The organism is Kitasatospora azatica KCTC 9699 (assembly GCF_000744785.1).
Lineage (GTDB): Bacteria > Actinomycetota > Actinomycetes > Streptomycetales > Streptomycetaceae > Kitasatospora > Kitasatospora azatica.
Genome location: NZ_JQMO01000003.1, coordinates 5,130,414 through 5,142,351, shown reverse-complemented (window position 1 = coordinate 5,142,351; position 11,938 = coordinate 5,130,414). Strand labels below are relative to the sequence as shown.

Genomic DNA, 11,938 nt, shown 5'->3' with positions numbered 1-11,938 from the left:
CGATGGACAGAATCCAAGTCAAGAAGAGCACCAAATAGCCATCCAATCGGAGCCTGGACATCGACTTGTAGAAATCGTCTGTCCCACCGGACCTGAACAGGGGATTCGAGATGAGTGAGCTGCTGGAGCGACTGCGCAGGCGCGGCTGGCGGATGACCTCCCAGCGGCGCGTCGTCGCCGAGGTCCTCGACGGCGACCACGTGCACCTCACCGCCGACGAGGTGCACGCCCGCGCGGCGCAGCGGCTGCCGGAGATCTCCCGGGCGACGGTCTACAACACCCTGGGCGAGTTGGTCTCCATCGGTGAGGTCACCGAGGTCTCCACCGACGGCCGGGCGAAGCGCTACGACCCCAACGCGCACCGCCCGCACCAGCATCTGGTCTGCTCCGGCTGCGGCGCCATCCGCGATGTCCACCCGAACGGCGACCCGCTGGCCGACCTCCCGACCGAGGAGCGGTTCGGCTTCAGCGTGTCCGGGGTCGAGGTCACCTACCGCGGGCTGTGCCCCTCCTGCGCCTGACGGGCTCGCGTCGAGCCGGGCTCTGCCCAGGCGGGTAGCTGATGAGTATCCCAGACCTCTCGCGCCCATGGTGCGGTCTTCGAAAGAAGATGCTCGGCCGATCATCGTATCAATTGCGTCCCCTCCTTTGGCATTTCTGCGCGATCCCCCGAAAAGTACCGAAAATGCCTGCGGATTCCTGCGGATGGGTGTGCGACAAAAGCCCTCTTTGTCGACGTTCCGAGTGGAGTCCGTGATGATCGCGCGCGCCACTCCAGTGCGCGTATGCGCTGGGCAGGCGGGGATTGCGGGCCGCGCTCGTGGTCAAGTTAGCTGGGTGAGCGGCGCCGACCGGCGGCCTGATCGGGCCGCGTCGGTCCCGCCGGTCTGCACCAGTACGCACAAGGAGTAGTCAATGCCCGATGTCGGGAGACCGTTTGCCGCACCACAGGCGGTGCGGTCGTGAACTCCACAGCCATCGAACGGATTCTGCGCGGCCCCAGTGGTCTCGGCACGGCCGGCCTGCTCCCGGTCCGGTCGGACGCACCGCACGAGGCACCCGACGCAGTCGAACCCGACACACCCGAACTCCGCGCACCCGAACTCCACGCACCCGAACTGGGCGCACCCGAACTGGGCGCACCTGACGCGACACCCGGGGCCGGCCGGCCGATCCCGGGCCTCTACCACCACCCGGTGCCGGAGCCCGACCCCGAGCGGGTGGCCGAGGTGGGCCGGCGGGTCAAGCAGTGGGCGGTGGAGGAGGTCCAGCTGTTCCCGCCGGAGTGGGAGGACCAGTTCGACGGCTTCGACCTCGGCCGCTACATGGTCGCCTGCCACCCCGACGCCCCCAGCGTCGACCACCTGATGATCGCCACCCGGCTGATGGCGGCCGAGAACGCGCTGGACGACTGCTACTGCGAGGACCACGGCGGCTCACCCGTCGGCCTCGGTGGCCGGCTGCTGCTGGCGCACACCGCGCTCGACCCGCTGCACACCACGCAGGAGTACGGGCCGGACTGGGCGGCGTCGCTGCACTCGGACGCCCCTCGGCGCGCCTACCGCTCCGCCATGCAGTACTTCACCGCGGCGGCCACCCCCTCCCAGGCGGACCGGTACCGGCACGACATGGCCCGCCTCCACCTGGGATACCTCGCCGAGGCCGCCTGGGCCGAGACGGACTACCTGCCGGAGGTGTGGGAGTACCTGGCGATGCGTCAGTTCAACAACTTCCGCCCCTGCCCGACCATCACCGACACCGTCGACGGCTACGAGCTCCCGGCCGATCTGCACGCGCTGCCCGCCATGCAGCGCGTCATCGCACTCGGCTCCAACGCGACCACCATCGTCAACGACCTGTACTCGTACACCAAGGAGCTGGCCAGCCCCGGCCGGCACCTGAACCTGCCGGTGGTGATCGCCGAGCGCGAGAAGTGCACCGACCGCGAGGCGTACCTGAAGGCGGTCGAAGTCCACAACGAGCTCATGCACGCCTTCGAGGCGGCCGCGGCAGCCGTGGCCGCCGCGCATCCCGCCCCCACGGTGGTCCGGTTCCTGCGCGGCGTGGCCGCCTGGGTCGACGGCAACCACCACTGGCACTGCACCAACACATACCGCTACAGCCTGCCCGATTTCTGGTAGCCAAGGAGCTGACCGACCAGTGACAACGACCGACCTCACCCCCGGCCCGAGCACCGCCGCCAGCATCCCCGGCCCCGCGACGCCCTACCAGGACGACATCGCCCGCTACTGGGACCAGGAGGCACGCCCGGTCAATCTCCGCCTGGGCGACGTCGACGGCCTCTACCACCACCACTACGGCATCGGCGACGTCGACCGCACCGCGATCGGCGCCCCCGGTGACAGCGAGCACGAGAAGAAGGTGATCGCCGAACTGCACCGACTGGAGTCCGCGCAGGCCGACCTGCTGCTGGACCACCTGGGCCGCATTCCACGCGACGCCACCTTGGTGGATGCCGGCTGCGGTCGTGGCGGCTCGATGGTGATGGCCCACCAGCGGTTCGGCTGCCGGGTCGAGGGCGTCACCCTCTCGGCCAAGCAGGCCGAGTTCGGCAACCAGCGGGCCCGCCAGCTCGGTGTCGACCAGTTCGTCCGCTCCCGGGTCTGCAACATGCTGGACATGCCCTTCGAGACCGGGCAGGTGGCGGGTTCCTGGAACAACGAGTCCAGCATGTACGTGGACCTGGACGACCTCTTCGCCGAGCACGCCCGGATCCTCGCGGTCGGCGGCCGGTACGTGACCATCACCGGCTGCTGGAACCCCGCCTACGGGCAGCCCTCGAAATGGGTGTCGCAGATCAACGCGCACTTCGAGTGCAACATCCACTCCCGCCGGGAGTACCTGAAGGCCATGGCGGACAACCGCCTGGTGCCACAGGCCGTCATCGACCTCACACCGGCGACCCTGCCCTACTGGGAGCTGCGCGCCACCTCCTCGCTGGTCACCGGCATCGAGGAAGCGTTCCTCTCCTCCTACAAGGACGGCTCCTTCCAGTACGTGCTGATCGCGGCCGACCGGGTCTGACCGGCCCGGGGCCCGGAACCACGGTGTCGGCACGGGAACGCCCGTGCCGACACCGTGGTTCGACGTCAGTGGTGGTGCGACGTCAGTGGAGGACGACCCTGCGCTCAGGCGGTCCGCTCGGCGCGCCGCGGCAGCTTCCAGCCGGGGCGGACGAAGTGGCAGGTGTAGCCGTCGGGGTAGCGCTCGAGGTAGTCCTGGTGCTCGGGTTCGGCCTCCCAGAAGGGCCCCACCGGGGACACCTCGGTGACGACCTTGCCGGGCCACAGGCCGGAGGCGTCCACGTCGGCGATGGTGTCCTCCGCGATCCGCTTCTGCTCCTCGTCCTGGTAGAAGATCGCCGACCGGTAGCTGGTCCCGATGTCGTTGCCCTGGCGGTTCCTGGTGCTGGGGTCGTGGATCTGGAAGAAGAACTCCAGGATCGTGCGGAAGTCGGTGACGGCGGGGTCGAAGGTGATCTCGATCGACTCGGCGTGGGTGCCGTGGTTACGGTACGTGGCATTGGCGACGTCGCCGCCGCTGTAGCCGACCCGCGTGCCGGTTACTCCGGGCTGCCTGCGGACAAGCGCCTGCACCCCCCAAAAGCACCCACCCGCCAGGACGGCCTTCTGCGTCTGTGCGGACACTGGATCCTCCTTGTACTGGTGTCTCGCACTCCTAAGCGAGAACTTCACGGCGATCATTCCCTGTCGGGTCCGCGACCTCGTCGCGGGCCCCTTTCGCGCAGCCAGGAGGCTGTCCCCCGCCGCGACGCCCGAGCCGGCGGCCCCGGACGCGGCCCCGGACGCGGACCGGGACGGGGACCGGGATGCGGACCGGGATGCGGACCGGGACCCGTCGATGCGTCAGAACCCGTAATTTGATACGCACTTGTGTTCGTCTGAAATGTTTCCCGCGTGCACTTCCTGCGGTATCCGCAGTGGACGGCTCAACTACAGCGGGAGGTGGGTGCATTGAAACGGACAAGGTCCGGTCGACCTGAGGTCGACATGCCATTTCCGGCAAGCCCGCCCCCTGCGGATCTTCCCGGCGCGAGCCGGGAGATGTACCGCTGGGCCCGGGCGGCGGGACTACTGGCCGACCCGGTGGTGCTCGCCAGGATGCACCGCACCGGCCCGGAGGTCTTCGTCGGCCACTGCTATCCGCAGGCCGGACCCGAGCAGCTCGCCCTGCTGTGCCGGTTCGCGCTCTGGAGTTGGGTGATCGACGACGCGCTGGAGGAGACCGCCGGCAGCCTGGCGCAGACGGCCCGGGCGGTCGCGGACCTCACGGACGCCATGGACGGGCGGGCCCTCGACGACCAGCACCGCCACGACCGGCTGTGGCCGGCCCGGCAGGTCTACGCCGAACTGTGCGCCGGCCGCTCACCGGGTTGGCAGGAGGCCTTCCGCGCCGAGTCGGCCGCCTGGCTCGGCACCCTGGTGACGGAGGCGGCGGCCGGCCGGCTGCGGCAGCCGATGGCCTTGGGCGAGTACCTCGCCCACCGCAGTCTCAGCAGCAACATCCGCACCTGCATGCACCTCGCCGAGTACGCGGCCGACATCGACCTTCCGCAGGCGGTCCGGAACCTGCCCGCGCTGGCCCAGGCACGCTCGCTGGGCGCGCAGTGGTGCGGCCTCTACAACGACCTGCGCTCCGTCACCCGCGACATCGCCACTGGTCAGCAGTACAACGCCGTGCTGATCGTCCAGCAGCAGAACGGCCGCGGCCTGCAGCACGCGGCCCGCCAGGTCGCCGCCATCGCCGACCGGCTCCTTTACACCTTCCAGTCCGCTCTGCGCGAGCTACCAGCCGAACCGGTCTACCTCCGGGTGGCCGAGGCCTACCGTCATGTGGTGCGCGGCAACTACGACTTCCACAACAGCCAGCCGCGCTACAGCGAGGATGTCACGCTGTTCACCCAGAGAGGCCGCACGATTGCCTGACGCGTTCGAATGGTGGTATCTCCAAGTCGCTGATCCCGAAACCCTGCTGACCGTGACCGTCCACCGGACCGATCTGCTCGGCGGGTCGACGCCCTATCTGTCCGTCAGCCTGCTGGACACCACCACGGCGCGCAGCGGGTCCTGGCGCATACCCCTGGCCGCGGTGCTGCGCGACGACACGCTGTGGGCCGACGCCATGGTGGTGCAGACGGCCACCGACTACCGGATCTCCGTGCGCGCCGAAGGCCTCGAGCTACGACTCACGGTCTACCCCCAGTCCTCGCCCTGGGGACCGCCGCAGCGCCGGCTCTTCGTCGAGCAGGCGACCGGACGCAGCAACAACTGGCACGTGCCGGTGCCGCACGGCCGCGCGACCGGCGAGGTCCGCTGGCGCGGTCGCGCGGCCCGGCTCGAGGGCGGCGCCTACCTGGACCACAACTGGGGTGAACTCCCGCTGCACGAAGGGCTCACCGCCTGGGCCTGGACGGCCATCGCCCGCCCGGGCGGCACCACCGTCGCAGCCACCGTCTGCGTGCGCGACGGCGAACGGATCCAGCTGACCAACGCCGCCTCCGGCAGTCTGGCCGCCGAGCTCAACACCAGCAGTGTCACCGGCTCGCCCAACCCGGCGGCCGACTCCCGGTTGCAGACGGCGGCCCAGCTGCTCGGTTGGAGCCCCGACAGCAGCCGGCTGCGGCTGGTCAAGCAGCAGCTCTACCGTCGCCCGCGGCTGGCCGAACTGAACTACACCCGCTGGGCGATCATCGCGGACCGGGACCGCCGGAACCCGGACCGGGTACTGGGCGGCTTCCTGGAGACGGCGATCGTGACGCCGCTCGGCCCGCCGGCCGTCCCCTCCGCCGTCTCGTCCGCTGCCGCCTCGGGCGTCGCGTCGCGAGTCGCGTCGGGTCTCGTTCAGGCGCCCGACGGCTGATCCTGCGGGTGCTGGTGCTCGGGGACGATCCGGTGCAGCCCCTTGCGGTCGTAGTACCTGGTCATCGCGAAGCCGAAGACCAGCGCCGCCACCAGCCCCACGGCCATCATGCTCCAGGCCCGGGCTAGCCCGGCGTCGGCACGGGCGTCGAAGTAGAGGATCGCCCGGACCCCGTCGGTGAGTTGGCGCATCGGCTCGAAGTAGGAGAGCACCTTGTAGAAGGTGGGCAGCGCCTGCAGCGGGATGGTGGCGCCGGAGGACGGCAGCGAGAGGGCGATGAAGATGAACATGCTGATCAGCTGCCCGATGCCGCCGAACGCGGCGTTCAGCGCCTGGGTGCCGAGCCCCACGGTGGCGGTGGCGCAGACCGAGTAGACCCAGAGCAGCGGCAGGTGCGAGGCGTCCATGTCGAGGATCACCACGCCGGCCAGCATGATCATGCTGGAGGTCAGTACCGAGAGCACGACCGACATCGACGAGGTGACCACCAGCGTCTGGGTGCGGCTGATCGGCACGGTGGGCAGCTCCCGGCGCCACGGTCCGAACTCGCTGGCCGCATAGCCGAGGGCGATGTCCACGCTGTTGTTGATCACGTTGCCGCCCAGGAAGCCCATCAGCACCAGCAGCAGCGAGTAGTAGAACGCCGTCAGCCCCAGTCCGCTGTTGGAACCGATCGGGTGCCCGACCGCCACCGTGACGGTGATCGGGTCGGCGAGCACCAGCGCCTCGGCGTTGGTCGGCTGTCCGCCCTGGGCCTGCTGACGCTGGGTCAGGGTGGTGCCCAGCGAGGCCGAGGCGGCGTGCGCCGCCGCCTGGGAGATCGAGGTGGCCAGCGAGGAGGCCAGACTGCCGGCCCCCGGGTTGGTCAGCACCGTCATGGTCGGCCGGGGCGGCGGCTGCTGCCCGGGGGCGCCCAGCGCCGTCACGGCGGCGGAGAAGTCGGGCGCCACCTCCAGCACGGCGTACAGCTGCCCCGAGGTCAGCTTCTCCTGCGCGCCCGCCTGGTCCAGCACCCGCCAGGAGACCTGGTGCTGCGGGTCGGGCGCGGCCGCGATCTGCGCGGTGATCTGGGCGCCGAGATTCACCTGCTGCCCCGCCACCTGGGCGCCGCGGTCGGCGTTCACCAGGCCGATCGGCATCCGGTGCAGGTTGCCGCGCGGGTTGAGAATGCCACCCAGGTAGATCAGCGAGAGCAGCAGCGCCACCAGACCGACCAAGGTGGTCGGCATCACCCAGATCTTCGGGTTCCGCAGCACCTTCGCGGCGGTGACCGCGGTCACCCGTTGGGCAGAAGGCATGAGTCTCCCTGCGGACGGTGCTGGTGCCCCCCGGCCGGTGTCCCCGGTCCGGAAGCTACCGCATGCCGACCGACCTGCCCCGCTGCCTCGCCGGGACTTCCGCCGCTCTAGAAGAAGTCGCCGTCGTCGCCCTCGTAGTAGTTGTTCACCACCACCTCCGGCTCGTCGTCGCTCAGCGCCTCGTTGAGCAGCGCGCCGCCGATCAGGCCCGCCGCGCCGGCGCCGATCAGCGCACCGGTGCCGTACTGGCGGGGCTGGCCGGGCGCCTGGGGGTAGCCCTGCTGCACCGGCTGCGGGTAGCCGGCCTGGGGGTAGCCCGCCTGCGGGTAGCCGGGCTGCGGGTAGCCGGGCTGGGCGTAGCCGGCCTGCTGCGGGGTGTAGAACGGCGGCGGCGTGGTCTGTACCCGCTGGGCGCAGACGGCGCAGGCCTGGATCTGCCGGGGCACGCCCCACTGCGGCGACCACAGCACGACCGTCGCGCCGACGCCGTGCGAGGGGTCGAAGAAGCACGTCACGGAGGAACTCCCTGCTGTCTGAGCGGCCACGGCCGGCCTGGTGGGTGTGGGTGTGGGTGCGGGCAGGTAGGCGGGCGCCGGCGCGGCGGTCGGACGGGCCGCTGGCGGTGGTGGCGCCGGCGCGGCGGCCGGCGGGCTCGGCTGCAGCACGGCGACGCCGAAGTCCCGCGCGATGCCCGCGAGTCCGGCGGCGTAGCCCTGGCCGACCGCGCGGAACTTCCAGTCCTCGCCGTTCCGGTACAGCTCTCCGAAGACCATCGCGGTCTCGTTCGCCGAGTCGCCCGCCAGCTCGTAACGGGCCACCTCCGTGCCGCCCGCCTGGTCCGAGACCCGGATGTAGGCGCCGCGGACCTGCCCGAAGCTCTGCCCCCGCTGCGCGGCCTCGTAGATGGCCACCGCGAAGACGATCTTCTCCACCGCGGCGGGTACCGCCGCCAGGTCGACCTCGATCTGCTCGCGGTCCCCGGCGCCGCCGTCGGCCAGGGCGCCGGCCAGGTGGCGCACCGAGCCGTCGGGGCTGCGCAGGTTGTTGAAGAACACGAAGTGCTGGTCGGAGACGACATGCCCGGACCGGTCGCACAGCAGGGCGCTCGCGTCGAGGTCGTAGGCAGCGCCGGCCGTCCAGCCCAACCCCACCCGTACCGCACGCACCCCCGGGGCCTGCCGCCCCAGGGACACGTTGCCGCCCTTCGTCAGGGCCACACCCATTGGTTCTCCTCCGCAGCCGTTCAGCTTCTGTCGGCCACAACGCCGGACCCACCCGCTGCGGTTCCCGCACCGAGGCGGAGATCCTCGCGCGCGGCGTCGGCGTCGCCGTCGCCGTCGCCGTCGCCGTCCGCGTCGGACCCGGCGCGCCGACCTGCTCCGCCGGGTGGGCCGCAACGCCGAGGCCGCCACGGCCGATCGCGAGGCGCTGGCGCTGGCAGCCGGCGCGCCCGAGCGCCGGTACCTGCGCCGCCGGCTGCGCGAGACCTCGGCTCCGACCGAGGGCCCTGCGTGACGGTCAGCTCGGTGACGGTCAGCTCGTCGGCGGTCAGCTCGTCGGCGGCGCCGGGGCCAGCACCACGAAGTCCGCGCCCGCCGGGTCGACGATGACGGCCAACCGGCCGACCCCGGGGACGTCCGCCGGGCCCATCTGCAGGGTGGCGCCGTTCTTGGTGGCGGTGGCGACGGTGGCGTCGCAGTCCACGACCGCGAAGACCGGGTGCCAGTAGGCGCGGCCGCCGGTGAGCGCGAGGTCCTGCGGCCGCAGCTGCAGCAGACCGCCGTGCATCCGCTCCTCGGGCTGGCCGGCCGGGGTGAGCAGCGAGTAGCTGCCCTCGTTGCCGGGCATCGGGACGTCACCGGCCTGCCAGCCGAACAGGCCGCCGTAGAAGGCCTTCGCGCCCGCCGCGTCGGTGGTGTAGAGCTCCGTCCAGCACAGTGAGCCCGGCGCGTCGGTGACCTCCAGGCCCTGGAGGCGGCCCGGCTGCCAGACGGCGAACTGGCCGCCCTGCGGGTCGGTGAACTGGGCCATCCGCCCCTCGCCGTCGGCGTCCGTCGGAGCGACCCGGACGGTGCCGCCGGCCTGTTGGACGGCCTCGGCGACCGCCTGGGCGTCGGGAGTGTTGAAGTAGATCATCCAGGCCGAGCGGGCGCCCTCCTCGCTGAGCAGGCCGACGGCGCCGACGGTCTTGCCGCCCAACCGGAAGATGTTGTAGCCGCCCTCCTCGGGCCCGTAGGCCTGGGCCTCCCAGCCGAAGACCGCGCCGTAGAAGGCGGTCGCGGCGGCGACGTCGGGGGCGCCGAGGTCGATCCAGCAGGGGGAGCCGGGGACGAAGTCAGTAGTGATCACGGTGCGTTCCTTCGCGGAGCAGCGGAGCAGCTGAGCAGGTGGACTCTGCGGTCAGCCTTGCATCCGCCGCCGACGCTCCGGCGCCGACCCGCCGACGTGCCCGGGGAACTGATGTCGCGTCAGCTACTGCCGTCCGGCCGCCCGTGCGTGCGCGGCCCGGCGGATCTCGGACGGACCGCAGGCCCACACCAGCAGCCGTCCGCAGCCGCGTGCGAGCGGCCGGTCCCAGCCCGCCCGCACCGGGCCGGGTCGCCGTATCCCGAGTTCGGCCCTGGCCCAGTCCGGCAGCAGGTCGACCGACCCGTTGGTCAGCACCCGGACGACCGCCCGCTCCCGCGCGCTGCGACCGAAGCCGCGCAGGAAGCGGGCGCAGTCCAGGGCGGCCGGGGTGGCCCGCAGCTCCGGGCGCAGCCGGTCCAGGTAGCGCTCCACCTCGGCGCGGGAGCGCGGGACCTCGACCGCGCCCAGGCGTTCGGCGATCAGCGCCACCTGCGCGTAGTAGCTGTCGCACTCGGCGGCTGTCAGCGGGGTGGCCGAGTAGGTCTGGTAGCCCGCGAGGAAGCAGCGCACCTCCGCGGTGTGCACCCAGGTGAGCAGTTCGGGGTCGTCGGCCCGGTACGGGCGGCCGTCCGGCGCCGTGCCGTGGATCCTGGGGTGGATCCGCCGCACGCTCTCGATCGCCTGCTCGGCGGCGGCGGTCGAGCCCAGGGTGGTGGTGGTGACGAAGCGTGCGGTGCGGTTGAGTCGGCCGGTCGGGTCGGTCCGGAAGTCGGAGTGCGCGTCGACCGCCGCCATCGCCAGCGGGTGCAACGACTGCAGCAGCAGCGCCGCGAAGCCGCCGGTCAGCATCCCCGCCGGGTGCCCGTGCACGCGCCACACCACGCTCTGCGGACCGAACAGCCCGGGATCCCCGAGTGGTCGGTCGTACCGTTCCAGGTGCAGATCCTGCCCGTGCACCGCGGAGTTGACCTCGGCCATCAGCCGGGCCCGTACCGCGCCGAGCGGCCTGCGCCACCTCGACTCCGTCATTCCCCCGCCCTCCTTGCCTTGGACCTCCACAGTACTGACGGGCGCCGGCGGTACTGACGGGCGCCGGCCCCCACCGGCCGGCGCCCGTCGGTGACCGGTCAGGCCGGCAGGGCCACCGGGGGGAAGCCGACCTCGGTGCGGCCGACGGAGTTGAAGTAGTTGGTGAAGACGTTCAGCGCCACCGCGCCGATGATCTCGCCGATCTCGCCGTCGCCGTAGCGGGCGGGGCGGTCCGCCGCAGCTGCACCCCACTCGGCCACCGGCCGCTCGGCGCCGCCGACACCGCGGCCGGCTCGGGCGTCAGCGGCCGAGCGCCCGTCCCAGGGCGTGGAGACCGTCGCGGCCGAACGAGCCGAGCCCGTCGAGGTCGTCGCCCCAGGGCACCGTCGAGGCCAGCTCCGAGTTCTTCGCCAGCACGACCAGCACCAGCACCGCCAGCACGGCGAGCGCGCCCAGCGCCTGGACCACGACCCGGCCGTTGCGCGGCGCGAAGACGAAGGCCGCACCCACCGCACCGCCGGCCAGCAGCCCGCCGAGGTGGCCCTGCCAGGAGGTGATGCCGGCCGAGACGACCAGCCAGACCAGCGAGTAGATCAGCTGCTGGCCACCGCCCAGCGGGTCGTGGCGCATCCGACGGGTCATCAGGAAGTACCCGCCGACCAGGCCGAAGATCGCACCGGAGGCCCCGATCGCCGGCTCGGTGGGAGCCAACTGGTAGGCGAGGACCGAGCCGCCGAGCGCGGCGAGCAGGTAGAGCGCGAGGAACCGCAGCCGGCCGAGCTGCTGCTCCACCACCCGCCCGAACATCCAGAGCGAGTACATGTTGAACAGGATGTGGGTGATGCCGAACCGGCCCCCGGTGGGCGGCTGGTGGAGGAAGGCCGAGGTGATCAGCCGGTACCAGTCGCCCCGCGCGATGCCCACCAGGTGGAAGCCGTGCGGCAGGAAGCCGCCGGAGACCGTGTACAGGCCGCCGTCCGGGCCCATCACCCCCAGGCCCAGGTTGTCGAACCGGTCGACCAGGTGCGGGACGAGGAGTTCGGCGACGTAGGCCAGCACATTGAGGGCGATCAGCAGATAGGTCAGCACCGGTACCGTGATCAGCCGACCGCCGAACACGGTGCGGGCCTGACGGATGCTCTGCTGCCCCTCCTTGACGCACTCCGGGCACTGGTGCCCGACCGGCGCCTCCCGCATGCAGTCCGGGCAGATGTACCGCTCGCACCTGGTGCAGCGGATGTACGACTCCCGCTTGGGGTGCCGGAAGCAGGTGGTGACCGGCGGCGCCGCCGAAGGCTGCGGATCCTCGGTGGCGGGCATGTCAGTCATGAAGGAACGGTTCTCCGTACGGGCTTGATGGG

General features: G+C 71.6%; 13 protein-coding genes. 6 read left to right on the top strand and 7 right to left on the bottom strand.

The window, feature by feature from the left end; translation table 11 throughout:
- Window positions 1-110 precede the first annotated feature (110 nt).
- From BR98_RS33480 to BR98_RS33470, 3 genes are all read left to right on the top strand, one after another.
- Window positions 111-521: a Fur family transcriptional regulator gene (locus tag BR98_RS33480; RefSeq protein ID WP_035850883.1), complete on the top strand. Its 411-nt coding sequence runs from the start codon at window positions 111-113 to the stop codon at window positions 519-521.
- 366 nt (window positions 522-887) lie between these two features.
- Window positions 888-2,141, top strand: a complete 1,254-nt coding sequence (locus BR98_RS33475) for a family 2 encapsulin nanocompartment cargo protein terpene cyclase (RefSeq protein ID WP_407639551.1) — start codon at window positions 888-890, stop codon at window positions 2,139-2,141.
- 19 nt (window positions 2,142-2,160) lie between these two features.
- Complete coding sequence (locus BR98_RS33470; protein WP_035850881.1) at window positions 2,161-3,045, top strand: geranyl diphosphate 2-C-methyltransferase; 885 nt, start codon at window positions 2,161-2,163, stop codon at window positions 3,043-3,045.
- Window positions 3,046-3,149: 104 nt separating this feature from the next.
- On the opposite strand, the gene msrA is transcribed toward BR98_RS33470, so the two are convergent.
- Window positions 3,150-3,668, bottom strand: coding sequence for a peptide-methionine (S)-S-oxide reductase MsrA (gene msrA, locus BR98_RS33465; RefSeq protein WP_035850878.1), 519 nt, complete (start codon window positions 3,666-3,668; stop codon window positions 3,150-3,152).
- 417 nt (window positions 3,669-4,085) lie between these two features.
- Between msrA and BR98_RS33455 the strand changes: the two genes are divergently transcribed.
- Together BR98_RS33455 and BR98_RS33450 are read left to right on the top strand one after the other, a co-directional pair.
- The gene (locus BR98_RS33455) at window positions 4,086-4,967 is read left to right on the top strand and encodes a terpene synthase family protein (RefSeq protein ID WP_035850873.1); all 882 of its coding nucleotides are present in this window, start codon (window positions 4,086-4,088) and stop codon (window positions 4,965-4,967) included.
- 52 nt (window positions 4,968-5,019) lie between these two features.
- Window positions 5,020-5,901, top strand: a complete 882-nt coding sequence (locus tag BR98_RS33450) for a hypothetical protein (protein WP_035850871.1) — start codon at window positions 5,020-5,022, stop codon at window positions 5,899-5,901.
- Here the strand turns inward: BR98_RS33450 and BR98_RS33445 are convergent.
- Entirely contained in the window at window positions 5,883-7,199 is a 1,317-nt protein-coding gene (locus tag BR98_RS33445; RefSeq protein WP_051970735.1) for a YhgE/Pip domain-containing protein, read from the bottom strand. The genes BR98_RS33450 and BR98_RS33445 overlap by 19 nt on opposite strands.
- A 107-nt stretch (window positions 7,200-7,306) precedes the next feature.
- Window positions 7,307-8,422, bottom strand: coding sequence for a TerD family protein (locus tag BR98_RS42395; protein ID WP_035850869.1), 1,116 nt, complete (start codon window positions 8,420-8,422; stop codon window positions 7,307-7,309).
- A gap of 163 nt (window positions 8,423-8,585) precedes the next feature.
- On the opposite strand from BR98_RS42395, the gene BR98_RS42185 reads away from it, so the two are divergent.
- Window positions 8,586-8,714, top strand: a complete 129-nt coding sequence (locus BR98_RS42185) for a hypothetical protein (protein WP_267886112.1) — start codon at window positions 8,586-8,588, stop codon at window positions 8,712-8,714.
- A 33-nt stretch (window positions 8,715-8,747) separates the two neighbouring features.
- Here the strand turns inward: BR98_RS42185 and BR98_RS33435 are convergent, their stop codons facing one another.
- The 4 genes from BR98_RS33435 to BR98_RS33425 form a co-directional block, all read right to left on the bottom strand.
- Window positions 8,748-9,548 (bottom strand): VOC family protein, encoded by an 801-nt coding sequence (locus tag BR98_RS33435; protein WP_035850866.1) that lies wholly within the window; start codon window positions 9,546-9,548, stop codon window positions 8,748-8,750.
- 123 nt (window positions 9,549-9,671) lie between these two features.
- Window positions 9,672-10,577, bottom strand: a complete 906-nt coding sequence (locus tag BR98_RS33430) for an oxygenase MpaB family protein (protein ID WP_051970733.1) — start codon at window positions 10,575-10,577, stop codon at window positions 9,672-9,674.
- Between the two features lie 98 nt (window positions 10,578-10,675).
- Window positions 10,676-10,837 carry a carboxymuconolactone decarboxylase family protein gene (locus BR98_RS39880; RefSeq protein ID WP_157538037.1) on the bottom strand — a complete coding sequence of 54 codons (162 nt, stop codon included), beginning with the start codon at window positions 10,835-10,837 and terminating at the stop codon, window positions 10,676-10,678.
- A gap of 40 nt (window positions 10,838-10,877) precedes the next feature.
- A complete protein-coding gene (locus BR98_RS33425) occupies window positions 10,878-11,906 on the bottom strand; it encodes a rhomboid family intramembrane serine protease (RefSeq protein WP_232247809.1) in 1,029 nt (342 codons plus the stop codon).
- Window positions 11,907-11,938: the final 32 nt, after the last annotated feature.

Bases quoted from the DNA above. Each gene is read 5' to 3' on its own strand.
- BR98_RS33425 (WP_232247809.1), bottom strand. From the start codon at position 11,906: ATGACTGACATGCCCGCCACCGAGGATCCGCAGCCTTCGGCGGCGCCG.
- BR98_RS42395 (WP_035850869.1), bottom strand. From the start codon at position 8,422: ATGGGTGTGGCCCTGACGAAGGGCGGCAACGTGTCCCTGGGGCGGCAG.
- BR98_RS33480 (WP_035850883.1), top strand. From the start codon at position 111: ATGAGTGAGCTGCTGGAGCGACTGCGCAGGCGCGGCTGGCGGATGACC.
- BR98_RS33445 (WP_051970735.1), bottom strand. From the start codon at position 7,199: ATGCCTTCTGCCCAACGGGTGACCGCGGTCACCGCCGCGAAGGTGCTG.
- BR98_RS33455 (WP_035850873.1), top strand. From the start codon at position 4,086: ATGTACCGCTGGGCCCGGGCGGCGGGACTACTGGCCGACCCGGTGGTG.
- BR98_RS33430 (WP_051970733.1), bottom strand. From the start codon at position 10,577: ATGACGGAGTCGAGGTGGCGCAGGCCGCTCGGCGCGGTACGGGCCCGG.